This window comes from Pseudomonas sp. AN3A02, assembly GCF_011765255.1.
Taxonomy (GTDB): domain Bacteria; phylum Pseudomonadota; class Gammaproteobacteria; order Pseudomonadales; family Pseudomonadaceae; genus Aquipseudomonas.
On record NZ_JAARNI010000011.1, the window covers coordinates 114,785 to 138,803 of the forward strand.

The following is a 24,019-nucleotide window of genomic DNA, read 5'->3' on the forward strand; positions in this document are numbered from 1 at the left end:
TCCCTCAGCCACATCAAGTCACAGGAAAATCAGTCTTCCTTGCCCTTGTTACGCACGGCACGCTGCAATTCCCGGTTGGAATCGCGTTCGCGCTCGGTGTCACGCTTGTCGTATTCCTTCTTGCCCTTGCCCAATGCGATCTCGCACTTGACCAGGTGCTTGCTCCAGTACCACGACAGGCAGATGCAGGCGTAGCCTTTTTGCTGCACCGCAGCTTGGAGTTTTTCCAGCTCGCGAGCATTGAGCAGCAGCTTGCGCGTGCGCACCGGATCGGCAATCACGTGGGTGCTGGCTGTCATCAGCGGCGTGATATGACTGCCGAGCAGCCATGCCTCACCGTCTTTGAGCAGCACATAACTGTCGACCAGTTGCAGCTTGCTGGCACGCAGACTTTTTACTTCCCAGCCGGCCAGGACCAGACCAGCCTCGAACCGATGTTCGATGAAGTAATCGTGTCGCGCCTTTTTATTTTGCGCGATGGTCCCTGTTGGGTGTTTCTTTTGTTTAGCCATAGGGGCGGCATTATAGGGAGTTGCGAGCGCGTCGGCTACGGTCAACCTGCGTGCTTGAGCGTGTTGAATGAATCCCGGACAATGTAGGCTGTTTTTTGATTTTTTCTTTCGCGAATCCTGTTGTCCTTTCGCGATGTTTGCCGCTCAGCTGTGGAAATAACGCTCACATGACGACGCATATTCAACGTTCGGCCCTGCTGCCTTATCCGGCACAGGCGCTCTATGACCTGGTCAACGACGTGGCGCGTTACCCGGAGTTCCTGCCTTGGTGTTCAACTGCTGAGGTGTTGGAGAGCAGTGATGAACATATGCTCGCCAGCGTGGGGGTGGCGAAGGGCGGCTTGAGCCAGCACTTTGTCACGCGCAACACGCTGGTGCCCGGGCAGTCCATTGAGATGAATCTCGAAGAAGGCCCATTCACTCAGTTGCATGGTGTGTGGGTGTTCAAGGCGTTGAACGAGAAGGCCTGCAAGATCAGCCTGGACCTGTCGTTCGATTATGCCGGCCCTATCGTACGTGCCACCTTGGGCCCGTTGTTCAATCAAGCGGCCAATACCCTGGTGGACGCGTTCTGCCAACGCGCCAAGCAAATGCATGGCTGAGCCATTGGTTGAAATCGAGGTGGTGTACGCCGCGGTGGATCGCCAGGTGTTGATGAGCCTGGCAGTAGCGCCGGGTTCAAGCCTCAGGGCGGCGGTGCAGGGTTCTGGAGTGGTCGCGCAATTCCCGGAGCTGAATCTGGAGAGTTGCCCTTTGGGGATTTTCGGCAAGGTGGTTGCGGACGCGGATGTTCGCTGTGTGCGGGATGGAGACCGAATCGAGATCTATCGGCCATTGCTGGCAGATCCGATGGAGATACGTCGCTTGCGTGCGGCGAAGGCTGCCAAGGCAAAACAGCAGAATTCATAGCTTGCGAAACGGCAGGCAACAAAAAGCCCGGCATGCCGGGCTTTTTATCGAGCGTTACAAACTTACTGCGGGCTGGCGTCCAGAGGTTCTGGAGTTGGCACCGGAACGGTTTGCACGCCGTCGACGCCTTTCTGGATCTCGTCCAGCAAGGAGCCAGGCTTGGCCGGTACCTCGGACTTAGGCTTCTCCTCGTTCTGCGCAGGCGCAGGAGCGGTGGTGCCGTTGTCCTTGCCCAGCAAGGCTTCATCGCGGCTTACGCCCGGTTTGAAGTCCCCCGACAGGCTGGTGAGCTGATCATTGCCATTGAAGATGACACTGACCCGCTCCTGCTGGCGTTCACCGCCACCAGGTTGGATGCTGTAGAGATAATCCCAGCGATCGGCATGGAATGTGTCGGTCAGCAGGGGATTGCCCATGATAAACCGTACTTGCCGTCGGGTCATTCCCGGGCGTAACTGGTCTATCATGTCCTGCGTGACGACATTGCCCTGCTGGATGTCGATTTTGTAAACCCCGGGGAATGAACAACCGGCGAGTGCGAGCAGTCCCACAAAGGTGAAACTGGTTAGCAAGAGCTTGGTGTTTTGCATCGGTGGGCGACTTCCACTATCTTGGCTGGGACAACGTAAACGCCGATCATACCCGTATTAAGAGAAGCTGCGAAGCAGCATCCGCGAGAAAGCTAACCATGGTTGAAAATAGCGAACTACGCAAAGCCGGTCTTAAAGTGACTCTGCCACGAGTCAAGATTCTACAAATGCTCGATTCTGCTGAGCAGCGCCACATGAGTGCCGAGGATGTATACAAGGCACTGATGGAGTCTAACGAGGACGTCGGCCTGGCCACGGTTTACCGTGTACTGACCCAGTTTGAAGCAGCAGGACTGGTGGTTCGTCATAATTTCGACGGCGGTCATGCAGTGTTTGAATTGGCCGACGGCGGTCATCACGACCACATGGTTGACCTGGATACCAATGAGGTTATCGAGTTCACCAGTCCGGAAATCGAGAAGCTCCAGCACATGATCGCTGAGCAGCATGGATTCGATTTGGTGGACCACAATCTGGTTCTCTACATACGTAAGAAAAAGTAAGAAAGCTACGCAGATTCACTCTGCGAAACGATCGAAGGCGACCCTAGGGTCGCCTTCGTGCTTTCTATAGAAAGAAAAGGATCAGTGAGCTGAGCCTTAGACCTTCGCGGTGACCACCATTTTCTTCGCGTGAGCCAAGGATTCTTTGGTCAGGTCAATGCCTCCGAGCATCCGCGCGACTTCTTCTACCCGTTCGGTCTTGTTCAGCTTGGACACGGCGGTATGAGTGGCATCGCTGCCCCGTACCTTGTGCACGAATAGGTGCTGGTGCCCTTGAGCAGCCACTTGTGGCAAGTGAGTGACGGTCAGTACCTGGCCGCGATCGCCCAGTCGGCGCAATAGTTGACCAACAATCTCGGCAGTCGGGCCGCCGATCCCGACGTCCACTTCATCGAATACCAGCGTTGGCACGCGTGAGGTCTGGGCCGTGATCACCTGGATCGCGAGGCTGATCCGCGACAGTTCGCCGCCGGATGCCACTTTGGCCAGCGCCTTGAGTGGTTGGCCTGGGTTCGCACTGACCAGCAGCTCTACCTGCTCAAGCCCGTTAGGCAGCAGCTCGTTGCTGGTGTTGGTGTGCAGCTCGATGGTGAAACGCCCGCCGGGCATGCCCAATCGCTGGATTTCCTGTTCTACCGCACTGGCCAGGCCAGTGGCAGCCTGATGACGCAGGTCGCTCAGCTCTCGGGCTTTTTCCTGATAGTGGCGAGCAAAGGACGCCAACTCTTCGCCCAGTCGCTCAATGGATTCATCATTGGCATTCAGGGTTTCGATTTCATCCAGCAGCTTTTGCTGCATGGTCGCGACTTCGGTCGGCTGGATCCGGTGTTTGCGCGCCAGGGTGTAGATGGTGTCCAGGCGCTCTTCTATATCCTGCAGGCGAGCCGGGTCGGCATCGAAGTGATCGAGAAAGCGGTTCAGCTCGCCGACGGCTTCTTCTACCTGAATTTGCGCGCTGGTCAGCAACGTGGTGGCTTCATTCAGTGAGCCGGAGGCATTGTTCACGCTGGACAGGCGATTGAGGCTCGCCGTCAGGGCGTTGAGCACATTGCCGGAATCACTTTCGCTGCACTGTTCCACCACTTGCCGGCAAATGCCCAGCAGGGTTTCGGCGTTGGTCAGGTTTTTGTGTTCCTGCTCCAGTTGCTCCAGTTCCGTCTCGCCGAGCCCCAGGCTTTCCAGCTCTTCCAGTTGATAGCTGAGCAGTTGGTGGCGGGCGCGCTGCTCATCGCCGGAGTTGGAGAGGCGCTCCAGTTCCTGGCGGGTTTGGCGCCAGCGCTGAGCGGCCAATTGCACCTGGCGTGCAAGGTCGGTGGCACCGGCATACTCGTCGAGAAGTCGGCGATGGGTGTCGGTTTTCAGCAGGGATTGGTGTTCATGCTGGCTATGGATATCGATCAGCAACTCGCCCAGGGCTTTCAAGTCGCCAAGCGGGCAGGGTGTGCCATTTATATAGCCGCGGGAGCGCCCTTCGGCAGTGATCACCCGGCGCAGGATGCACGGGCCTTCATTATTAAGGTCGCGCTCGGCAAGCCAGGCCTCGGCTTCCGGGATGTCGGCCAGGTCAAAGGTGGCGAGGATGTCGGCCTTGTCGGCGCCCGGGCGAACCACGCCGCTGTCGGCGCGATCACCCAGGGTCAGGCCCAGGGCGTCGAGCATGATCGACTTGCCGGCGCCGGTTTCGCCTGTGATTACGCTCATCCCGCGATCCAGTTCAAGATCCAGATGTTCAACGATGGCGTAGTTATGTACGGACAGGTGCACCAGCATGACGGCCGCTCCCAGGCTTTAGATCTGGTTATTTATACAGTGTTTTGTTTGGGGGTGACAATCCTGATGCTTAGTCCGATTTGCTTGAATGGCTGGCTTTTTAAGTGCGACGGGGAATGACCGGGAAGAATTGATCCAGGGCAAGTAAAGACTTTTGGTAACGCCTCAACCCTTGAACCTGAAAATTGTGGCCCCATATACCGGAACAGAAGCGCGAGTCGAGTTCGCGCATGATTTTGAAAGGAGAAATCTATGGCTGACGAACAGACGCAGGATACGCAAAATCCAGACGCCAACCAGGCAGCAGGTGAAGACCTGGCAGCTCGTGTGCAAGTGCTCGAAGAGCAATTGGCCGGCGCACAGGATCAATCGTTGCGTGTTGCCGCTGATCTGCAGAACGTCCGCCGCCGCGCCGAGCAGGATGTAGAAAAGGCTCACAAATTCGCCCTGGAAAAATTTGCCGGTGATCTGTTGCCGATCATCGACAGCCTGGAGCGTGGCCTTGAGCTGTCCAACCCGGACGACGAAAACATCCGCCCAATGCGCGAAGGGATCGAACTGACCCTGAAAATGTTCCAGGACACCCTGAAGCGTTATCAGCTGGAAGCCATCGATCCGCAAGGCGGTGAGCCGTTCAATGCCGAGCATCATCAAGCGATGGCGATGCAGGAAAACGCTGATCTTGAGCCGAACAGCGTATTGAAGGTGTTCCAGAAGGGTTACCAGCTCAACGGTCGCTTGCTGCGCCCGGCAATGGTTGTAGTGAGCAAGGCTCCTGCACCTGTTGCACCTTCGATTGATGAGCAGGCTTGAAATAAGTCGTAACGGCCCCATCTATAAGTCAAGCGTTTAAGTCATGCCGCAGTTAGCCACCACTGCTGCGGCAAAAAAATCCAAGTTTCGGGAGAGTAAATCATGGGCAAAATTATCGGTATCGACCTGGGGACTACCAACTCCTGCGTCTCCGTGCTGGAAAACGGCGTATCCAAAGTTATTGAAAACGCCGAAGGCGCACGTACCACCCCGTCCATCGTGGCTTATGCCAACGACGGCGAAATCCTGGTGGGCCAGTCCGCCAAGCGTCAAGCTGTGACCAATCCGCATAACACCCTGTATGCGGTGAAGCGTCTGATCGGTCGTAAGTTCGACGAAGAAGTCGTACAGAAAGACATCAAGATGGTTCCGTACAAAATCGCCAAGGCTGACAACGGTGACGCCTGGGTTGAAGTGAACGGCCAGAAAATGTCGCCGCCACAAATTTCGGCTGAAATCTTGAAAAAGATGAAGAAAACCGCCGAAGACTACCTCGGTGAAGCAGTGACTGAAGCGGTGATCACCGTTCCGGCCTACTTCAACGACAGCCAGCGCCAGGCGACCAAAGACGCCGGCCGTATTGCTGGCCTGGACGTAAAACGTATCATCAACGAACCAACCGCAGCCGCTCTGGCTTACGGTATGGACAAGGCCAAGGGCGATCACACCGTGATCGTTTACGACCTGGGTGGCGGTACCTTCGACGTTTCCGTGATCGAAATCGCTGAAGTCGATGGCGAGCACCAGTTCGAAGTGTTGGCCACCAACGGTGACACGTTCCTGGGCGGTGAAGACTTTGACATTCGTCTGATCGACTACCTCGTGGACGAATTCAAGAAAGAAAGCGGCATGAACCTCAAGGGTGACCCGCTGGCCATGCAGCGCCTGAAAGAAGCCGCTGAGAAAGCCAAGATCGAACTGTCTTCGAGCAATTCGACCGACGTGAACCTGCCGTACATCACTGCAGACGCCACCGGTCCTAAGCACTTGAACGTGAAAATCTCCCGCGCCAAGCTGGAGTCGCTGGTAGAAGACCTGGTTCAACGCACCATCGAGCCTTGCCGCATTGCGCTGAAAGACTCGGGTATCGACGTTGGCGCGATCAACGACGTGATCCTGGTCGGCGGTCAGACCCGTATGCCACTGGTTCAGAAGCTGGTTACCGAATTCTTCGGTAAGGAAGCGCGTAAAGACGTGAACCCGGACGAAGCGGTTGCCATGGGTGCTGCCATCCAGGGCGCGGTATTGGCCGGTGACGTGAAAGACGTTCTGCTGCTGGACGTCAGCCCGCTGACCCTGGGTATCGAAACCATGGGTGGCGTGATGACCGCGCTGATCGAGAAAAACACCACGATTCCTACCAAGAAATCGCAAGTGTTCTCGACTGCCGACGACAATCAGGGCGCCGTGACCATTCACGTGCTGCAAGGTGAGCGTAAGCAAGCCGGTCAGAACAAGTCCTTGGGCAAGTTCGACCTGGCCGAGATTCCACCAGCACCACGTGGCGTGCCACAAATCGAAGTGACCTTCGACATCGACGCCAACGGCATCCTGCACGTAGGCGCCAAAGACAAGGCCACCGGCAAGACTCAGTCGATCGTGATCAAGGCTAACTCGGGTCTGTCCGAGGAAGAAATTCAGCAGATGATCCGTGATGCTGAAGCCAACGCTGACGAAGACCGCAAGTTTGAAGAGCTAGCCGCTGCCCGTAACCAGGGTGATGCACTGGTTCACTCGACGCGCAAAATGATCGCTGACGCTGGCGACAAAGTGACTGCCGAAGAGAAAACTGCAATCGAAGCAGCCGTAGTAGCCCTGGAAGCCGCCGTTAAAGGCGACGACAAGGCCGCTATCGAAGCCAAGGTTGAAGAACTGTCGAAAGTCTCTGCGCCAGTGGCTCAGAAAATGTACGCCGAACAAGGCCAGCCGGCTGACGGTGCTGCACACCAGGCAGAACCTGAAGCCAAGCACGACGATGTTGTCGATGCCGAGTTCGAAGAAGTCAAAGACCAGAAGTAACTTGGTCGCCCGGTTGACCGCTCACAAGCGGTGACTGGTAGGATGTCGCCGCGCGGGAGCTTGCTCCCGCGTTGGCGTGTCTGGGGTACGCGAATTTTTACAGCATGCGACAACGCTCGGATGCTGGCGGTGTGATCGGGAATGCTCCTGCTTTCCGGACGACAGTCACCGCGTTTTTGGCCGGTTGCGGCTGAAAGCAGTAACGACCAGGATCGTTGAATTGACGTGAGTTGGGTCCGGGCCTGTATTGGGGCTCAACGAGTTTGGCAAGGCTCAGGAGGGTTTTGCCGGACGTCCTTAAGAGTGCAAAGACTTATGGCAAAGCGTGACTATTACGAAGTGTTGGGTGTGGAGCGCGGCTCCAGCGAGGCGGACCTGAAAAAGGCTTATCGTCGCCTGGCGATGAAGCACCACCCGGACCGTAATCCGGATAACAAAGAATCCGAAGAGCTGTTCAAAGAGGCCAACGAGGCCTACGAATGCCTGTGTGATCCAAACAAGCGTGCCGCTTACGATCAGTACGGCCATGCCGGTGTTGACCCAAGCATGGGCGGCGGCGGTGCCGGTTTCGGTGGCCAGAACTTCTCCGATATTTTCGGCGACGTGTTCAGCGACTTCTTTGGCGGCGGCCGCGGTGGCCAGCGTGGCGGTGCTCAGCGTGGCAGCGACCTGCGCTACACCCTGGAGCTGAACCTGGAAGAAGCGGTGCGTGGCACCAGCGTTAATATCCGCGTTCCGACGCTGGTGAACTGCAAGCCGTGCGACGGTTCGGGCGCCAAGAAAGGCTCCTCGCCGATCACTTGCCCGACTTGCGGCGGCATCGGCCAAGTACGCATGCAGCAAGGCTTCTTCTCGGTGCAGCAAACCTGCCCGCGCTGCCATGGCCAGGGCAAGATCATTTCCGACCCGTGCGATTCGTGCCATGGCGAAGGGCGTGTCGAAGAGTACAAGACCCTCTCGGTGAAAGTGCCGGCGGGTGTTGATACCGGCGACCGCATTCGTCTGTCGGGTGAAGGCGAGGCGGGTACTCAGGGCGGCCCGACGGGCGACCTGTACGTGGTGATCAATGTGCGCGAGCACTCGATCTTCCAGCGCGACGGCAAGCATCTGTTCTGTGAAGTGCCGATCAGCTTTGTCGATGCAGCCTTGGGTGGTGAGCTTGAGATTCCGACGCTGGACGGTCGGGTCAAGCTGAAGATTCCTGAGGGCACGCAGACCGGCAAGCAGTTCCGTATCCGTGGCAAAGGCGTTGCGCCGGTGCGCGGTGGCGGTGCCGGCGACTTGATGTGTCGTGTGGCGGTAGAGACGCCGGTGAACCTGGGTCGTCGTCAGCGTGAACTGTTGGAGGAATTCCGCAGCTCCCTGGCCGGCGATGACACTCATTCGCCAAAGACCACTGGTTGGTTCGAAGGCGTAAAGCGTTTCTTCGGCGACCTGTAAGGAAGTGAGTATGCGACGTATCGCGGTGATGGGCGCTGCCGGGCGCATGGGCAAAACCCTGGTCGAGGCTGTACAGGCACGCTCGCCGGCCTCCGGGCTGACGGCGGCGATTGTTCGTCCCGGCAGCACCTTGATTGGTGCGGACGCGGGTGAGTTGGCGTCCCTGGGGCGGATTGGCGTTTCGTTGTCCGGTAATCTGGAACAGGTCGCCGACGAGTTCGACGTGCTGATCGATTTCACCCTGCCGGACGTGATGCTGAAAAACCTGGCGTTCTGCCGCAAGGCGGGCAAGGCCATGGTGATCGGAACGACCGGTCTGAGCGCCGAGCAAAGGCAGCAGCTGGTGGAGGCGGGCAAGGATATTCCTATCGTGTTCGCGGCCAACTTCAGCGTCGGCGTCAATCTGTCGCTGAAGCTGCTCGACATGGCGGCGCGCGTGATGGGTGATGAGGCTGACATCGAGATTATCGAGACTCATCACCGGCACAAGATTGATGCGCCGTCCGGTACGGCGCTGCGCATGGGCGAGGCGATTGCCGATGCCCTTGGGCGTGATCTGTCGAAAGTGGCGGTGTACGGCCGCGAGGGTCACACCGGTGCTCGAGCTCACGACACCATTGGTTTTGCCACTGTGCGCGGTGGTGACGTGGTGGGTGACCATACGGTGCTGTTTGCAACCGAGGGTGAGCGTCTTGAGATCACCCACAAGGCGTCGAGCCGCATGACGTTCGCCAAGGGTGCCGTACGTGCGGCGCTGTGGCTGGAGGGTCGTACGCCGGCCTTGTACGACATGCGTGACGTGCTGGACCTGCATTAAGAAGTAGCTAAAACGGGGCCTCAGGATTATTCTAGGGCCCCGTTTTTACCCGCTAAGCGACGTCCTGTCGCATTCCCCTGCCTTTAAGGCTCATTAGCGGTGGACCAAAAAAGCCTTTTTCTGTAAGCTACAGCTTTAGTGTGTCCACTAAAAGCGCGCAGAATAATTCGGTGAAGAAGCGGGGTGACGTGTCCATACGTCACTCCGCTTTTTTACAACCTGCGATCGCCCTTTCAGGCTTTATTTACGGGAGGTCTTCTTGACTAAGCCAGCCATACTCGCCCTTGCTGATGGCAGCATTTTTCGCGGCGAAGCCATTGGAGCCGACGGTCAGACCGTTGGAGAGGTGGTGTTCAACACCGCCATGACCGGCTATCAGGAAATCCTTACCGATCCTTCCTACGCCCAACAGATCGTTACCCTGACCTATCCGCACATCGGCAACACCGGTACTACACCGGAAGACGCCGAGTCTGATCGTGTCTGGTCGGCTGGCCTGGTCATTCGTGACCTGCCACTGGTTGCGAGCAACTGGCGTAATACGATGTCCCTGTCCGATTACCTGAAAGCCAACAACGTTGTGGCGATCGCCGGTATCGATACGCGTCGCCTGACACGCATCCTGCGTGAAAAAGGTTCGCAGAACGGCTGCATCATGGCCGGTGACAACATCTCCGAAGAAGCAGCGATTGCAGCGGCCCAAGGTTTTCCTGGCCTGAAAGGCATGGACCTGGCGAAAGTCGTCAGCACCAAGGAAAAGTACGAGTGGCGCTCCACTGTATGGGACTTGAAGACCGACAGCCACGCAACCATCGAAGCTTCCGAGCTGCCGTACCACGTTGTGGCCTACGACTACGGTATCAAGCACAACATCCTGCGCATGCTGGTCGAGCGCGGTTGCCGCGTGACCGTGGTGCCGGCGCAAGCCCCGGCCAGCGACGTACTGGCTTTGCAGCCGGACGGCGTGTTCCTGTCCAACGGCCCGGGTGACCCGGAGCCTTGCGACTACGCCATCAAGGCCATCAAGGAAGTGCTGGAAACCGAGATTCCGGTATTCGGCATCTGCCTCGGCCACCAGCTGCTGGCCCTGGCCTCCGGCGCCAAGACCCTGAAAATGGGCCACGGCCACCACGGTGCCAACCACCCGGTGCAGGATCTGGACACTGGCGTTGTGATGATCACCAGCCAGAACCACGGTTTTGCCGTGGACGAAGCGACGCTGCCGGGCAACGTCCGGGCGATTCACAAGTCGCTGTTCGACGGTTCCCTGCAAGGCATCGAGCGCACCGACAAGAGCGCGTTCAGCTTCCAGGGCCACCCTGAAGCAAGCCCGGGCCCGAACGACGTAGCACCGCTGTTCGACCGTTTCATCAATGAGATGGCCAAGCGACGCTAAGTGAGCGGCCTGAGGGTGGCCCGGGAAACCGGCGGCCCCCTCGGGCTCTTCAAAGATTGTTCAAGACGGCTTGCCGACTGACCTGCGGATTTGAGTGACAAACCCATGCCAAAACGTACAGACATAAAAAGCATCCTGATTCTCGGCGCTGGCCCGATCGTGATCGGCCAGGCCTGCGAATTCGACTACTCCGGCGCCCAGGCCTGTAAAGCCCTGCGCGAAGAGGGTTATCGCGTCATCCTGGTGAACTCCAACCCGGCCACCATCATGACCGACCCGGACATGGCCGACGCCACCTACATCGAGCCGATCAAGTGGCAGACCGTTGCCAAGATCATCGAAAAAGAGCGTCCGGACGCGCTGCTGCCAACCATGGGTGGCCAGACCGCTCTGAACTGCGCACTGGACCTTGAGCGCGAAGGCGTCCTGGAGAAGTTCGGCGTAGAGATGATCGGCGCCAATGCCGACACCATCGACAAGGCTGAAGACCGTTCGCGTTTCGACAAGGCCATGAAGTCCATCGGCCTTGATTGCCCGCGTTCCGGTATCGCCCACAGCATGGAAGAGGCCAATGCGGTCCTCGAGAAGCTTGGCTTCCCGTGCATCATCCGGCCGTCCTTCACCATGGGCGGCACCGGTGGCGGTATCGCCTACAACCGTGAAGAGTTCGAAGAAATCTGCGCCCGCGGTCTGGACTTGTCTCCGACCAAAGAGCTGCTGATCGACGAATCCCTGATCGGCTGGAAAGAATATGAGATGGAGGTTGTCCGCGATAAGAAGGACAACTGCATCATCGTTTGCTCGATCGAAAACTTTGACCCAATGGGCGTGCACACCGGTGACTCGATCACCGTTGCGCCGGCACAGACCCTGACGGACAAGGAATACCAGATCATGCGTAACGCCTCTTTGGCGGTACTGCGTGAGATTGGCGTGGAAACCGGTGGCTCCAACGTCCAGTTCGGCATCTGCCCGGACACTGGCCGCATGGTTGTGATCGAGATGAACCCGCGTGTATCGCGTTCTTCGGCGCTGGCATCGAAAGCTACCGGCTTCCCGATTGCGCGCATCGCTGCCAAGTTGGCGATCGGTTACACATTGGACGAACTGCAGAACGAAATCACTGGCGGCGCGACGCCGGCATCCTTCGAGCCGTCGATCGACTACGTCGTCACCAAGCTGCCACGCTTCGCTTTCGAGAAATTCCCGAAAGCCGACGCCCGCCTGACCACTCAGATGAAGTCGGTCGGTGAAGTCATGGCCATCGGCCGGACCTTCCAGGAGTCCCTGCAGAAAGCCCTGCGTGGCCTGGAAGTGGGTGTTTGCGGCCTGGACGAGAAACTCGACCTGAGCAACCCGGAAAGCATGAGCGTGCTCAAGCGCGAGCTGACCGTGCCGGGTGCCGAGCGTATCTGGTACGTGGCCGATGCTTTCCGCGCCGGCATGACCGTCGAAGACATCTTCGGCATGAACATGATCGACCCGTGGTTCCTGGTACAGATCGAAGATCTGATCAAGGAAGAAGAGAAGGTCAAGACCCTCGGTCTGTCTTCTATCGACCGCGACCTGATGTTCCGCCTCAAGCGCAAAGGCTTCTCCGACATGCGTCTGGCCAAGCTGCTGGGCGTGACCGAGAAGAACCTGCGCACGCATCGCCACAAGCTGGATATCTTCCCGGTCTACAAGCGCGTTGATACCTGTGCGGCCGAGTTCGCAACCGACACGGCGTATATGTACTCCACCTACGAGGAGGAGTGCGAAGCAGCGCCGTCGGGCCGCGACAAAATCATGATCCTGGGTGGCGGTCCAAACCGTATCGGCCAAGGCATCGAGTTCGATTATTGCTGCGTACACGCCGCTCTCGCCCTGCGCGAAGACGGGTACGAGACCATCATGGTCAACTGCAACCCGGAAACTGTTTCCACCGACTACGACACTTCCGACCGTCTGTACTTCGAGCCGGTAACGCTGGAAGACGTACTGGAAATCTGCCGCGTCGAGAAGCCAAAAGGCGTGATCGTTCAGTACGGCGGCCAAACCCCGTTGAAACTGGCTCGCGCACTTGAAGCTGCTGGCGTACCGATCATCGGTACCAGCCCTGATGCTATCGACCGAGCCGAAGACCGTGAACGCTTCCAGCAGATGGTTGAGCGTCTGAACCTGCGTCAGCCGCCAAACGCCACTGTGCGCAGCGAAGACGAAGCGATCCGCGCAGCCAGCAAGATTGGTTACCCGCTGGTGGTGCGTCCGTCCTACGTACTGGGCGGCCGGGCGATGGAAATCGTCTACGAAGAAGACGAACTCAAGCGTTACCTGCGTGATGCGGTGAAAGTGTCCAACGACAGCCCGGTGCTGCTGGACCACTTCCTCAACTGCGCCATCGAGATGGACGTGGATGCGGTCTGCGACGGCACCGACGTGGTGATCGGCGCGATCATGCAGCACATCGAACAGGCTGGCGTTCACTCCGGTGACTCCGCTTGCTCGCTGCCGCCGTACTCGCTGCCTGCGCACATCCAGGACGAAATGCGTGAACAGGTCAAGAAAATGGCCCTGGAACTGGGTGTGGTTGGCTTGATGAACGTACAGTTGGCGCTGCAAGGCGAAGACATCTACGTCATCGAAGTCAACCCGCGCGCTTCGCGTACCGTGCCATTTGTTTCCAAGTGCATCGGTGTTTCCCTGGCGATGATTGCAGCCCGTGTGATGGCCGGTAAGACCTTGAAGGAAATCGGCTTCACCAAGGAAATCATTCCGAACTTCTACAGCGTGAAAGAGGCGGTGTTCCCATTCGCCAAATTCCCTGGTGTGGACCCGATCCTGGGCCCAGAGATGAAGTCCACCGGTGAAGTGATGGGCGTGGGCGATACCTTCGGTGAAGCGTTCGCCAAAGCCCAGATGGGCGCCAGCGAAGTGCTGCCGACCGGCGGTACTGCGTTCATCAGCGTGCGCGATGATGACAAGCCACTGGTTGCGGGCGTGGCCCGTGATCTGATCAACTTGGGCTTCGAAGTCGTGGCTACTGCCGGGACCGCCAAGCTGATCGAAGCTGCCGGCCTGAAAGTACGTCGCGTGAACAAGGTGACGGAAGGCCGTCCACACGTGGTCGACATGATCAAGAATGACGAAGTCACCCTGATCATCAACACCACTGAAGGTCGCCAGTCGATCGCGGACTCCTACTCCATTCGTCGTAACGCCTTGCAGCACAAGATCTACTGCACCACTACCATTGCTGCTGGCGAAGCTATCTGCGAAGCGCTCAAGTTCGGTCCTGAAAAAACCGTGCGTCGCTTGCAGGATCTACACGCAGGATTGAAGGCATGATCAAATACCCAATGACCGTCCAGGGCGCAAAAGCCCTGGAAGAAGAGCACGCTCACCTGACCAAGGTCGTCCGTCCGAAGCTGAGCCAGGACATCGGTACGGCCCGTGAACTGGGTGACCTGAAGGAAAACGCTGAATACCATGCTGCCCGCGAGCAGCAAGGTATGGTCGAGGCGCGTATCCGTGACATTGAAGGCCGTATGCAGAATGCGGTTATCATCGACGTCACGACCATTCCGAAGACCGGCAAGGTGATTTTCGGCACCACCGTGGAAATCGCCAACGTCGAGACTGACGAAAGCGTGGTTTACCACATCGTGGGTGAAGATGAGGCCGACTTTAAACTCGGCAAGATCTCCGTCGGTTCGCCGCTCGCCCGCGCCTTGATTGCCAAGGAAGAGGGGGATGTGGTGGCCGTCAAGACGCCTGGTGGCGTGATCGAGTACGAGATTGTCGAAGTTCGTCACATCTGAAAGACGGCGCCCGCTTCATGCGGGCGCCATGCTTTGGCAGTTTGCCCAGATGCTTTGGGTCGGCGGCCTATGGCTGTTACACATTGGTGTTCTGCCGGTGCTGGGCCTGATAGGCCTGGCACCGTTGCTGATCGATGAGGTCGGCGGATTACTGAGTGCGTTGCTGGTGGGGTTTGCAGCGGCGTGCGTGACGCTTCAGGCGCTGGTGCTGATCAAGGCCGAAGGCTTGGAGAGTTTGTGGCGGGATATACGCGGGCAACTGCTGTTGATGGCGCTGTATGCGTGCGCAATGTTTTGCGTAGTGCGCATCTTTCTGCCGGAAGCGTTGCGCTGGCAGCTGTTCAGCTATCTTGTGCTAGGGTTTTCCGGGTTGGTGCTGGTTGTACAGCCGGCGCCAGGATGGAGTGGCAGGGCGCGCGAAGCACGCCCGTGACCCTTGTTTCACTTGAAGCGGTGTACGTTCGACAGTTGCTTGTTGACGCTGAAGTTCTTGCGATACAGCAGCGCCATCTTGCCGATGACCTGAACCAGGTCCGCTTTGCCAGCCTTGCACAGTTCTGCAATGGCTGCCAGGCGCGCCTCGCGATCAAGGATGCTGACCTTGATTTTGATCAGTTCGTGATCGCCCAATGCGCGTTCAAGTTCGGCTAACACACCTTCAGTCAAACCGTTGTCAGCCACAGTCAAAACTGGTTTCAGATGGTGGCCAATGGATTTGTACTGTTTCTTCTGCTCTTGAGTGAGCGGCATAATCTGACCCCTGCGTCTGATCTTGTAAAAAGCGGCGGCCAGTTTACCCGAGCGAGTCCGGGACCGCCCAGTTAATCACGACCCGTTTTATTTTCGAGGTGGCCCGTGGCCCGTTCCAAAACTAGCCTTAAGTGGCTGCAAGAGCATTTCAACGACCCTTACGTCAAAATGGCGCAAAAGGATGGCTACCGCTCCCGGGCCAGCTATAAGCTGCTGGAGATTCAGGAAAAGGACAAGTTGATCCGCCCTGGCATGAGCGTTATCGACCTGGGCGCCGCCCCGGGTGGCTGGTCCCAGGTGACCAGTCGTCTGATTGGTGGGCAAGGTCGCTTGATCGCTTCAGATATCCTGGAAATGGACAGCATCCCGGACGTGACCTTTGTTCACGGCGATTTTACCCAGGATGAAGTGCTGGCACAGATACTGGAAGCCGTCGGTAATTCGCAGGTAGACCTTGTGATTTCCGATATGGCCCCCAATATGAGTGGATTACCAGCTGTTGATATGCCGCGAGCCATGTTCCTCTGCGAATTGGCACTGGATCTGGCGGGACGGGTACTACGTCCGGGTGGTGATTTTCTGGTCAAGGTCTTCCAGGGTGAAGGCTTCGACGATTATCACAAGAACATCCGCAAGCTGTTCGACAAGGTACAGACACGTAAACCTGACTCTTCCCGGGACAGGTCCCGTGAGCAGTATTTGCTGGGTCGCGGCTTCCGTGGCATTGAAGGCGCTGCGAGTGAAGAGCGTTTTTGAGAAATTTGACGGAGGCGATAGGTTTTTTTATATCGCTTTCGTCACGAAGCTTTACGAATATTGTGTAGTCAAAGTTTCACAAAGGGTTACAGACGGCGCCTGCCAGAGTTGTAGGTAATGTAGTAAGTTAGGCCGGTGAATATCATGCGAAGCACGCGCCAGTAGCGGAGCTTGCTTCAGAGGGTAGTTAATTGAACGATATGGCAAAGAATCTGATCCTGTGGTTGATCATCGCGGCTGTCCTCGTGACGGTGATGAACAACTTCTCCAGCCCTAACGAGCCGCAGACCCTCAACTATTCCGACTTCATCCAGCAAGTTAAGGATGGCAAGGTCGAGCGCGTAGCAGTTGACGGCTACGTGATTACCGGCAAGCGCAACGATGGCGACAGCTTCAAGACCATCCGTCCGGCAATCCAGGACAATGGCCTGATCGGCGATCTGGTGGATAACCACGTGGTCGTTGAAGGCAAACAGCCTGAACAGCAGAGCATCTGGACCCAGCTCCTGGTGGCCAGCTTCCCTATCCTGGTGATCATCGCCGTATTCATGTTCTTCATGCGCCAGATGCAAGGTGGTGCGGGAGGCAAGGGCGGGCCGATGAGCTTCGGCAAGAGCAAGGCGCGCCTGCTTTCCGAAGATCAGGTGAAAACCACCCTGGCTGACGTTGCTGGTTGCGACGAAGCCAAGGAAGAAGTGGGCGAGTTGGTTGAATTCCTGCGGGATCCGGGCAAGTTCCAGCGCCTGGGTGGTCGTATTCCTCGCGGCGTGCTGATGGTTGGCCCGCCAGGTACCGGTAAAACCCTGTTGGCCAAGGCCATTGCCGGCGAAGCCAAAGTACCTTTCTTCACCATTTCCGGTTCCGACTTCGTCGAAATGTTCGTCGGTGTCGGTGCCAGCCGTGTTCGCGATATGTTCGAACAGGCCAAGAAGCACGCGCCATGCATCATCTTCATCGATGAAATCGACGCCGTTGGTCGCCATCGTGGCGCCGGCATGGGCGGCGGTCATGATGAGCGTGAGCAGACTCTTAACCAGTTGCTGGTTGAGATGGACGGCTTCGAAATGAACGACGGCATCATCGTGATTGCTGCGACCAACCGTCCAGACGTACTCGACCCTGCGCTGTTGCGTCCGGGCCGTTTCGACCGTCAGGTTGTGGTTGGTCTGCCGGACATCCGCGGTCGTGAGCAGATTCTGAAAGTGCACATGCGCAAAGTGCCAATGGGCGACGACGTGGCTCCGGCCGTGATTGCCCGTGGTACTCCAGGCTTCTCCGGTGCTGACCTTGCCAACCTGGTGAACGAGGCGTCGCTGTTTGCCGCACGTACCGGCAAGCGCATCGTCGAAATGAAAGAGTTCGAACTGGCGAAAGACAAGATCATGATGGGCGCCGAGCGCAAATCCATGGTCATGTCCGAGAAAGAGAAGCAGAACACTGCTTATCACGAAGCCGGTCACGCCATTGTTGGTCGCGTTGTGCCTGAGCATGATCCGGTCTACAAGGTGTCGATCATTCCTCGTGGCCGGGCGCTGGGCGTTACCATGTTCCTGCCGGAAGAGGATCGCTACAGCCTCTCCAAGCGTGCCTTGATCAGCCAGATCTGCTCGCTGTATGGCGGCCGGATCGCGGAAGAGATGACCTTGGGCTTTGACGGTGTTACCACCGGCGCCTCCAACGACATCATGCGTGCCAGCCAGATTGCACGGAACATGGTGACCAAGTGGGGCCTGTCGGAAAAACTCGGTCCTTTGATGTATGCCGAGGAAGAAGGTGAAGTGTTCCTGGGTCGCGGTGGTGGCGGTCAAGCTGCCAGCTTCTCCGGCGAGACAGCCAAGCTGATCGATTCCGAAGTGCGCAGCATCATTGACCAGTGCTACGGCACGGCCAAGCAGATCCTCTCCGATAACCGTGACAAGCTCGACGCCATGGCTGACGCCCTGATGAAGTACGAGACCATTGATGCCGAGCAGATCGACGACATCATGGCCGGTCGTACGCCTCGCGAGCCTCGCGATTGGGAAGGTGGTTCGGGTACTTCGGGCACTCCGCCAGTAGTACAGAACGAGCGTCCTGAAGCCCCGATCGGCGGCCCGGCTGCTGACCATTAAGGTTTGAAATGACTTCTGCGTTGTCCTCGACCCGGTTGCCTTGCGGCAGCCGGGTTCTTGATTTGGCCCATACACACGTTATGGGCATTCTTAATGTAACCCCTGATTCCTTTTCCGACGGCGGCCGCTTCAGTCAGCTTGATGCTGCGCTGCGACATGCGGAAGCTATGGTGGCTGCAGGGGCGACCCTGATTGATGTCGGTGGCGAATCGACCCGTCCCGGGGCGCGTGCAGTTTCTCCTCTGGAAGAGCTGGAGCGGGTTGCACCTATTGTCGAGCGCATCCACCGAGAGCTGGATGTGATCATCTCTGTCGACACCTCGACGCCGGCCGTCATGCGCGAAACTGCGCGGCTGGGCGCCGGGTTGATCAACGATGTGCGTTCCTTGCAGCGAGACGGTGCCTTGGATGCCGCTGCCGCCACGGGCCTGCCAGTTTGCCTGATGCATATGCTCGGTGAGCCGGGGACGATGCAGGATGACCCGCATTACGACAACCTGGTCGGTGAGGTGAAAGGCTTCCTTGCCGAGCGCATGGCTCAATGTGCAGCCGTGGGGATTGCCCCTGAGCGGATAATCCTCGATCCGGGGTTTGGCTTTGCCAAAACCTTGCAGCACAATTTAAGTCTGTTCAAGCATATGGAATCCCTGCATGCCCTTGGTCGCCCTTTGTTGGTCGGCGTTTCGCGCAAGAGCATGATAGGTCTGGCGTTGAATCGTCCGGTGGGTGAGCGGCTGCATGGCGGCCTGGCACTTGCGGCACTTGCCGTGGTCAAGGGTGCACGTATCTTGCGCGTCCATGACGTGGCCGAGACGGTAGATGTGGTGCGAATGATCGCAGCGGTTGAATCAGCCGAATAAGAATGATGGAGCACTTATGACTAAAAAGTATTTTGGCACCGATGGCATTCGCGGTCGGGTCGGCGAATTTCCGATTACTCCCGATTTCATGCTCAAGCTGGGCTGGGCTGCCGGGATGGCGTTCCGCAGCATGGGTGCCTGCCGCATCCTGGTGGGCAAAGACACGCGTATCTCGGGTTACATGTTTGAGTCCGCGCTGGAGGCGGGTCTGTCTGCTGCCGGCGCTGATGTGATGCTGCTGGGGCCGATGCCTACGCCGGCGATCGCTTACCTGACGCGTACCTTCCACGCTGAAGCCGGTATTGTGATCAGTGCTTCGCACAATCCTCACGATGACAACGGTATCAAGTTCTTCTCGGGCCAGGGCACCAAGCTGCCGGACGAGATCGAGCACATGATCGAAGAGTTGCTGGATGCGCCGATGACCGTCGTCGAATCGAGCAAGCTGGGCAAGGTTTCGCGGATTAACGACGCTTCTGGTCGTTACATCGAATTCTGCAAAAGCAGCGTGCCAAGCAGTACCAATTTTGCCGGACTGAAAGTCGTCATCGACTGTGCTCACGGCGCGACCTACAAAGTGGCTCCGAGTGTGTTCAAGGAGCTTGGCGCAGACGTTACTGTGCTGTCGGCCCAGCCGAATGGCTTGAACATCAACGACAATTGCGGCTCGACCCATATGGGGCAGTTGCAGGCGGCTGTACTGGCTGAACATGCTGACCTGGGCATCGCGTTCGATGGTGATGGTGACCGGGTCTTGATGGTCGACCATACGGGCGCAATTGTTGATGGCGACGACCTGTTGTTCATCATTGCCCGCGACTTGCACGAGCGTAACAAGCTGCAAGGCGGTGTCGTCGGCACCTTGATGAGCAATCTAGGGCTGGAGCTGGCCCTGGCAGATCTGGGTATTCCGTTTGTGCGCGCCAATGTCGGTGACCGCTACGTGATTGCTGATCTGCTGGAGCGTAATTGGCAGGTGGGTGGCGAAAACTCTGGTCATATCGTCTGCTTCCAGCACACGACTACCGGAGATGCGATCATCGCCGCGCTGCAGGTGCTGCTGGCGCTGCGTCGTCGCGAAGAAAGCCTGGCCCAGGCGCGCCAGGCACTGCGCAAGTGCCCTCAAGTACTGCTCAACGTGCGCTTTGCGGGCGGTGACAATCCTATCGAGCATCCGGCCGTGAAAGAGGCCAGTGAGCGCGTCACTGCTGCGATGGCGGGTCGTGGTCGGGTCTTGTTGCGCAAGTCGGGTACCGAGCCTTTGGTGCGTGTCATGGTCGAAGGCGAGGACGAAACACAGGTTCGCGGCTATGCCGAAGAGCTGGCAAAACTGGTAACTGAAGTTTGCGCCTGAATTCGGCTTGCCAGTGATGATGTGGTTGGGTAACATCTGCGCCCACTTTGACCGACGAGGTACAGCATGCGTCGCACTATGGTAGCTGGTAACTGGAAGATGCACGGTACCCGCGCCAGTGTCGCTGAGCTGATCAACGGCCTTCGTCACTTGGCCTTGCCTGGCGGTGTTGATGTCGCGGTATTCCCGCCTTGCTTGTATATCAATCAAGTGATTGATGGCTTGAAAGGTAAGTCGATTCAGGTCGGCGCGCAGAACTCTGCGGTGGAATCCATGCAAGGTGCGTTGACCGGTGAGATTGCGCCGAGTCAGCTGGTTGATGCGGGTTGTTCCCTGGTGCTTGTTGGGCACTCCGAGCGCCGCCAGATCATGGGCGAGCGTGATGGGACACTCAATCGCAAATTCGCGGCGGCACAGGCTTGTGGCTTGATTCCGGTGTTGTGCATAGGGGAGACCCTTGAGCAGCGTGAGTCCGGTAAAACTCTTGAGGTTGTCGGGCGTCAGCTGGGCAGTATCATCGAGGAGCTGGGAGTCGGTGCCTTTGCAAATGCAGTAATCGCTTACGAGCCGGTCTGGGCCATTGGCACCGGGCTGACTGCTTCGCCGCAACAGGCGCAGGATGTGCACGCAGCCATCCGCGCGCAGTTGGCGGCAGAGAATTCTGAGGTCGCACGAGGTGTGCGGCTTCTATACGGCGGCAGCGTGAAGGCGGCCAATGCGGTCGAACTGTTCGGCATGCCGGATATCGATGGGGGGCTCATTGGTGGAGCTTCCTTGAATGCAGATGAGTTCGGTGCGATTTGTCGCGCCGCGGGAAACTGAAAAAATGCTGGAAACAGTCATCGTTGTTTTTCATCTGCTGGGTGCACTGGGCGTAGTTGCTCTGGTTTTGCTGCAGCAGGGTAAAGGTGCGGACGCCGGTGCGTCTTTCGGGGCAGGTGCTTCAAATACTGTGTTCGGAAGCCAAGGTTCCTCTACCTTTCTTAGTAAGTTTACTGCTATACTTGCCGCCGGTTTCTTCATAACCAGCTTGGGGTTAGGTTACTTTGCTAAAGAGAAAGCTCATGTGCTGACTCAAGTAGGTCTCCCAAACCCAGCAGTGTTGGAAGTACCAAAAGCAAAACCGGCTTCTGATGATGTCCCGGTGCTTCAAGAGCAAAAGTCGGCTACTCCAGCGACTGACGTACCTCCAGCTCAAGAGCAGAAGTAAGAAGGTTGTAAACGCTGTATTGCCGAGGTGGTGGAATTGGTAGACACGCAACCTTGAGGTGGTTGTGCCTATAGGGTGTAGGGGTTCGAGTCCCCTTCTCGGTACCAATTATCAGGAGAGCCCGCTGTTGCGGGCTTTCTTGTAGGTGGAAGGTTACATTGACCCTGTAAGGGATCGGTCGTATACTTCCGCCCCAGCTTTGTCGCGGGGTGGAGCAGTCTGGTAGCTCGTCGGGCTCATAACCCGAAGGTCGTCGGTTCAAATCCGGCCCCCGCAACCAGTTTTAGCGGAGCCCCTTTTAAGGGGCTTTTTGTTAGCTGGACACTTTCAACGCCGCTGTTCGACGGCGTTTCAAGGATGGGCGTTTCGCCCATTTTTTTATTTTGCACAGCATGCACATACATGCACGAGGGGGTTCAGGTGTCGAGCAAGCTAGAAGAGTTGCAGGCCTTGTTGGCCCCGGTGATCGTGGCCCTAGGCTATGAATGCTGGGGTATTGAGTTTTCGGCTCAAGGTCGCCACTCAATGTTGCGCGTTTATATCGATAAAGAGGGCGGCGTGCTGGTGGACGATTGTGCCATTGTCAGCCGTCAGATCAGCGGTGTCCTGGATGTTGAAGATCCGATCTCCGTTGAATACACCCTCGAAGTTTCCTCGCCTGGCATGGAACGCCCACTGTTCACTATTGATCAGTTTGCAAAATTTGCCGGTGAACAAGTGAAGATCAAGCTGCGTTCTCCCTTTGAAGGGCGACGCAACTTTCAGGGCCTTCTGCGCGGTGTAGAAGAGCAGGACGTCGTGGTGCAGGTAGAAGACCATGAGTTCCTGTTGCCGATCGATATGATCGACAAGGCCAACATTATTCCCAGTTTTGACTGAGACGCGGATCCCGCGGATCCAATGGCTTGCGAAAGGCGAGGCGTACGATGAGCAAAGAAGTACTGCTGGTTGTTGAGTCGGTATCCAATGAAAAGGGCGTACCGGCAAACGTGATTTTTGAAGCGCTGGAGCTGGCCCTGGCCACTGCTACCAAAAAGCGTTTTGAAGACGAAGTTGATCTGCGTGTGGAAATTAACCGCCACACCGGTGCCTACGAGACTTTCCGTCGCTGGACGGTCGTCGAAGAAGCCGATCTTGATGATCCGGCCATCGAAACCTGGCCGAGCAAGGTTGCTGAAACGCATCCGGGCGCCCAGGTCGGTGATGTCGTCGAAGAAAAGATCGAGTCCATCGAGTTCGGCCGCATCGCTGCACAGACTGCCAAGCAAGTCATCGTGCAGAAGGTCCGCGAAGCCGAGCGCGCTCAAGTCGTTGACGCTTATCGCGAGCGCCTGGGTGAAATCATCTCCGGCACCGTGAAAAAGGTCACCCGCGACAACGTGATCGTCGACCTGGGTAACAACGCTGAAGCGTTGCTGGCCCGCGAAGACATCATTTCTCGCGAAACTTTCCGGGTTGGCGTGCGTTTGCGTGCGCTGCTCAAGGAAATCCGCACCGAGAACCGCGGCCCTCAGTTGATCCTGTCGCGTACCGCGCCGGAAATGCTGATCGAGTTGTTCCGCATCGAAGTGCCGGAAATTGCCGAAGGCCTGATCGAAGTCATGGCTGCGTCCCGCGATCCGGGTTCGCGCGCCAAGATCGCGGTCCGCTCCAAGGACAAACGCATCGACCCGCAAGGTGCTTGCATTGGTATGCGCGGTTCGCGCGTCCAGGCAGTGTCGGGCGAATTGGGCGGTGAGCGTGTGGACATCGTCCTGTGGGACGATAACCCGGCGCAGTTTGTGATCAACGCAATGTCGCCAGCTGAAGTGGCGGCAATTATCGTTGACGAGGATGCCCATGCAATGGACATCGCCGTTGGCGCAGACAATCTGGCTCAGGCCATCGGTCGCGGTGGTCAGAACGTACGTTTGGCCAGCCAGTTGACCGGCTGGACCCTGAACGTGATGACCGAATCGGACATCCAGGCTAAGCAGCAAGCAGAAACCGGTGACATCCTGCGCAACTTCATCGACGAGCTGGAAGTCGACGAAGACCTGGCACAGGTGCTGGTAGATGAAGGCTTTACCAGCCTGGAAGAGATTGCCTACGTACCGTTGGAAGAAATGCTCAACATCGACGGCTTTGACGAAGACACCGTCAACGAGCTTCGCGCTCGGGCCAAGGATCGTTTGTTGACTAAAGCCATCGCTACTGAGGAAAAGCTGGCAGACGCCCATCCGGCCGAAGACCTGCTCTCGCTTGAGGGTATGGACAAGGATTTGGCGATGGAACTGGCGGTGCGCGGCGTAATTACCCGCGAAGACCTGGCCGAGCAGTCTATTGACGACCTGCTCGACATCGACGGCATTGACGATGATCGTGCCGGCAAGTTGATCATGGCCGCCCGAGCCCATTGGTTCGAGTAAT

General features: G+C 57.6%; 23 protein-coding genes and 2 tRNA genes. 21 read left to right on the top strand and 4 right to left on the bottom strand.

Going from position 1 to position 24,019, the window contains the following annotated elements; genetic code table 11:
• Positions 1–29 precede the first annotated feature (29 nt).
• Positions 30–512 (bottom strand): SsrA-binding protein SmpB, encoded by a 483-nt coding sequence (gene smpB / locus HBJ59_RS27235; RefSeq protein WP_076013764.1) that lies wholly within the window; start codon positions 510–512, stop codon positions 30–32.
• A 167-nt stretch (positions 513–679) separates the two neighbouring features.
• Between smpB and HBJ59_RS27240 the strand changes: the two genes are divergently transcribed.
• Together HBJ59_RS27240 and HBJ59_RS27245 are read left to right on the top strand one after the other, a co-directional pair.
• Positions 680–1,114, top strand: a complete 435-nt coding sequence (locus tag HBJ59_RS27240) for a type II toxin-antitoxin system RatA family toxin (protein ID WP_076013763.1) — start codon at positions 680–682, stop codon at positions 1,112–1,114.
• On the top strand, positions 1,107–1,421 hold the full coding sequence (locus HBJ59_RS27245) for an RnfH family protein (protein WP_178124296.1): 315 nt from the start codon (positions 1,107–1,109) through the stop codon (positions 1,419–1,421). Before HBJ59_RS27240 ends, HBJ59_RS27245 begins: the two co-directional genes overlap by 8 nt.
• Positions 1,422–1,483: 62 nt before the next feature.
• Here HBJ59_RS27245 and HBJ59_RS27250 read toward each other — a convergent pair whose 3' ends face one another.
• On the bottom strand, positions 1,484–2,011 hold the full coding sequence (locus HBJ59_RS27250) for an outer membrane protein assembly factor BamE (RefSeq protein ID WP_167665363.1): 528 nt from the start codon (positions 2,009–2,011) through the stop codon (positions 1,484–1,486).
• 98 nt (positions 2,012–2,109) lie between these two features.
• Here HBJ59_RS27250 and fur point away from each other — a divergent pair, with 98 nt between their 5' ends.
• Positions 2,110–2,514 (top strand): ferric iron uptake transcriptional regulator, encoded by a 405-nt coding sequence (fur, locus tag HBJ59_RS27255; RefSeq protein WP_003212228.1) that lies wholly within the window; start codon positions 2,110–2,112, stop codon positions 2,512–2,514.
• Between the two features lie 96 nt (positions 2,515–2,610).
• On the opposite strand, the gene recN is transcribed toward fur, so the two are convergent.
• Positions 2,611–4,284, bottom strand: coding sequence for a DNA repair protein RecN (recN, locus tag HBJ59_RS27260; protein WP_017478557.1), 1,674 nt, complete (start codon positions 4,282–4,284; stop codon positions 2,611–2,613).
• Positions 4,285–4,536: 252 nt separating this feature from the next.
• Between recN and grpE the strand changes: the two genes are divergently transcribed.
• The 8 genes from grpE to HBJ59_RS27300 all read left to right on the top strand — a co-directional run bounded on the left by grpE (position 4,537) and on the right by HBJ59_RS27300 (position 15,002).
• Positions 4,537–5,097, top strand: a complete 561-nt coding sequence (gene grpE / locus HBJ59_RS27265) for a nucleotide exchange factor GrpE (protein ID WP_003212224.1) — start codon at positions 4,537–4,539, stop codon at positions 5,095–5,097.
• A gap of 102 nt (positions 5,098–5,199) precedes the next feature.
• A complete protein-coding gene (gene dnaK, locus HBJ59_RS27270) occupies positions 5,200–7,116 on the top strand; it encodes a molecular chaperone DnaK (RefSeq protein ID WP_063033219.1) in 1,917 nt (638 codons plus the stop codon).
• Between the two features lie 315 nt (positions 7,117–7,431).
• Positions 7,432–8,556: a molecular chaperone DnaJ gene (dnaJ, locus tag HBJ59_RS27275; RefSeq protein ID WP_063033218.1), complete on the top strand. Its 1,125-nt coding sequence runs from the start codon at positions 7,432–7,434 to the stop codon at positions 8,554–8,556.
• Between the two features lie 10 nt (positions 8,557–8,566).
• On the top strand, positions 8,567–9,373 hold the full coding sequence (gene dapB / locus HBJ59_RS27280; RefSeq protein ID WP_167665364.1) for a 4-hydroxy-tetrahydrodipicolinate reductase: 807 nt from the start codon (positions 8,567–8,569) through the stop codon (positions 9,371–9,373).
• Between the two features lie 259 nt (positions 9,374–9,632).
• Positions 9,633–10,769, top strand: coding sequence for a glutamine-hydrolyzing carbamoyl-phosphate synthase small subunit (carA, locus tag HBJ59_RS27285; RefSeq protein WP_076013759.1), 1,137 nt, complete (start codon positions 9,633–9,635; stop codon positions 10,767–10,769).
• Positions 10,770–10,874: 105 nt separating this feature from the next.
• On the top strand, positions 10,875–14,096 hold the full coding sequence (gene carB / locus HBJ59_RS27290; RefSeq protein WP_076013758.1) for a carbamoyl-phosphate synthase large subunit: 3,222 nt from the start codon (positions 10,875–10,877) through the stop codon (positions 14,094–14,096).
• Positions 14,093–14,569 carry a transcription elongation factor GreA gene (gene greA, locus HBJ59_RS27295; RefSeq protein ID WP_076013757.1) on the top strand — a complete coding sequence of 159 codons (477 nt, stop codon included), beginning with the start codon at positions 14,093–14,095 and terminating at the stop codon, positions 14,567–14,569. The genes carB and greA overlap by 4 nt, the downstream gene beginning before the upstream one ends.
• A gap of 28 nt (positions 14,570–14,597) precedes the next feature.
• A complete protein-coding gene (locus HBJ59_RS27300) occupies positions 14,598–15,002 on the top strand; it encodes an MFS transporter (protein WP_076013756.1) in 405 nt (134 codons plus the stop codon).
• An 8-nt stretch (positions 15,003–15,010) separates the two neighbouring features.
• Here the strand turns inward: HBJ59_RS27300 and yhbY are convergent, their stop codons facing one another.
• Positions 15,011–15,319, bottom strand: coding sequence for a ribosome assembly RNA-binding protein YhbY (yhbY, locus tag HBJ59_RS27305; RefSeq protein WP_076013755.1), 309 nt, complete (start codon positions 15,317–15,319; stop codon positions 15,011–15,013).
• Positions 15,320–15,424: 105 nt separating this feature from the next.
• Here yhbY and rlmE point away from each other — a divergent pair, with 105 nt between their 5' ends.
• The 10 genes from rlmE to nusA all read left to right on the top strand — a co-directional run bounded on the left by rlmE (position 15,425) and on the right by nusA (position 24,018).
• On the top strand, positions 15,425–16,075 hold the full coding sequence (gene rlmE / locus HBJ59_RS27310; RefSeq protein ID WP_167665365.1) for a 23S rRNA (uridine(2552)-2'-O)-methyltransferase RlmE: 651 nt from the start codon (positions 15,425–15,427) through the stop codon (positions 16,073–16,075).
• Positions 16,076–16,275: 200 nt separating this feature from the next.
• Positions 16,276–18,186, top strand: a complete 1,911-nt coding sequence (gene ftsH, locus HBJ59_RS27315) for an ATP-dependent zinc metalloprotease FtsH (RefSeq protein WP_076013754.1) — start codon at positions 16,276–16,278, stop codon at positions 18,184–18,186.
• An 8-nt stretch (positions 18,187–18,194) separates the two neighbouring features.
• A complete protein-coding gene (gene folP / locus HBJ59_RS27320) occupies positions 18,195–19,046 on the top strand; it encodes a dihydropteroate synthase (RefSeq protein ID WP_010174322.1) in 852 nt (283 codons plus the stop codon).
• Positions 19,047–19,062: 16 nt separating this feature from the next.
• Complete coding sequence (gene glmM / locus HBJ59_RS27325) at positions 19,063–20,400, top strand: phosphoglucosamine mutase (protein ID WP_003212196.1); 1,338 nt, start codon at positions 19,063–19,065, stop codon at positions 20,398–20,400.
• Positions 20,401–20,466: 66 nt separating this feature from the next.
• Positions 20,467–21,222, top strand: coding sequence for a triose-phosphate isomerase (gene tpiA / locus HBJ59_RS27330; RefSeq protein ID WP_010174326.1), 756 nt, complete (start codon positions 20,467–20,469; stop codon positions 21,220–21,222).
• Between the two features lie 4 nt (positions 21,223–21,226).
• Positions 21,227–21,610, top strand: coding sequence for a preprotein translocase subunit SecG (secG, locus tag HBJ59_RS27335; protein WP_026078118.1), 384 nt, complete (start codon positions 21,227–21,229; stop codon positions 21,608–21,610).
• 21 nt (positions 21,611–21,631) lie between these two features.
• Positions 21,632–21,717: transfer RNA gene (locus HBJ59_RS27340), tRNA-Leu, on the top strand.
• Between the two features lie 96 nt (positions 21,718–21,813).
• Positions 21,814–21,890 (top strand) — tRNA-Met (locus tag HBJ59_RS27345).
• A gap of 140 nt (positions 21,891–22,030) precedes the next feature.
• Entirely contained in the window at positions 22,031–22,489 is a 459-nt protein-coding gene (rimP, locus tag HBJ59_RS27350; RefSeq protein ID WP_159442625.1) for a ribosome maturation factor RimP, read from the top strand.
• Positions 22,490–22,536: 47 nt separating this feature from the next.
• Complete coding sequence (nusA, locus tag HBJ59_RS27355) at positions 22,537–24,018, top strand: transcription termination factor NusA (RefSeq protein ID WP_003212187.1); 1,482 nt, start codon at positions 22,537–22,539, stop codon at positions 24,016–24,018.
• Position 24,019: the final 1 nt, after the last annotated feature.

Bases quoted from the DNA above. Each gene is read 5' to 3' on its own strand.
- grpE (WP_003212224.1), top strand. From the start codon at position 4,537: ATGGCTGACGAACAGACGCAGGATACGCAAAATCCAGACGCCAACCAG.
- smpB (WP_076013764.1), bottom strand. From the start codon at position 512: ATGGCTAAACAAAAGAAACACCCAACAGGGACCATCGCGCAAAATAAA.
- dapB (WP_167665364.1), top strand. From the start codon at position 8,567: ATGCGACGTATCGCGGTGATGGGCGCTGCCGGGCGCATGGGCAAAACC.
- folP (WP_010174322.1), top strand. From the start codon at position 18,195: ATGACTTCTGCGTTGTCCTCGACCCGGTTGCCTTGCGGCAGCCGGGTT.
- HBJ59_RS27240 (WP_076013763.1), top strand. From the start codon at position 680: ATGACGACGCATATTCAACGTTCGGCCCTGCTGCCTTATCCGGCACAG.
- recN (WP_017478557.1), bottom strand. From the start codon at position 4,284: ATGCTGGTGCACCTGTCCGTACATAACTACGCCATCGTTGAACATCTG.
- dnaK (WP_063033219.1), top strand. From the start codon at position 5,200: ATGGGCAAAATTATCGGTATCGACCTGGGGACTACCAACTCCTGCGTC.
- dnaJ (WP_063033218.1), top strand. From the start codon at position 7,432: ATGGCAAAGCGTGACTATTACGAAGTGTTGGGTGTGGAGCGCGGCTCC.
- carB (WP_076013758.1), top strand. From the start codon at position 10,875: ATGCCAAAACGTACAGACATAAAAAGCATCCTGATTCTCGGCGCTGGC.
- nusA (WP_003212187.1), top strand. From the start codon at position 22,537: ATGAGCAAAGAAGTACTGCTGGTTGTTGAGTCGGTATCCAATGAAAAG.
- glmM (WP_003212196.1), top strand. From the start codon at position 19,063: ATGACTAAAAAGTATTTTGGCACCGATGGCATTCGCGGTCGGGTCGGC.
- secG (WP_026078118.1), top strand. From the start codon at position 21,227: ATGCTGGAAACAGTCATCGTTGTTTTTCATCTGCTGGGTGCACTGGGC.
- fur (WP_003212228.1), top strand. From the start codon at position 2,110: ATGGTTGAAAATAGCGAACTACGCAAAGCCGGTCTTAAAGTGACTCTG.
- tpiA (WP_010174326.1), top strand. From the start codon at position 20,467: ATGCGTCGCACTATGGTAGCTGGTAACTGGAAGATGCACGGTACCCGC.
- ftsH (WP_076013754.1), top strand. From the start codon at position 16,276: ATGGCAAAGAATCTGATCCTGTGGTTGATCATCGCGGCTGTCCTCGTG.
- greA (WP_076013757.1), top strand. From the start codon at position 14,093: ATGATCAAATACCCAATGACCGTCCAGGGCGCAAAAGCCCTGGAAGAA.
- HBJ59_RS27245 (WP_178124296.1), top strand. From the start codon at position 1,107: ATGGCTGAGCCATTGGTTGAAATCGAGGTGGTGTACGCCGCGGTGGAT.
- yhbY (WP_076013755.1), bottom strand. From the start codon at position 15,319: ATGCCGCTCACTCAAGAGCAGAAGAAACAGTACAAATCCATTGGCCAC.
- HBJ59_RS27250 (WP_167665363.1), bottom strand. From the start codon at position 2,011: ATGCAAAACACCAAGCTCTTGCTAACCAGTTTCACCTTTGTGGGACTG.
- HBJ59_RS27300 (WP_076013756.1), top strand. From the start codon at position 14,598: ATGCTTTGGCAGTTTGCCCAGATGCTTTGGGTCGGCGGCCTATGGCTG.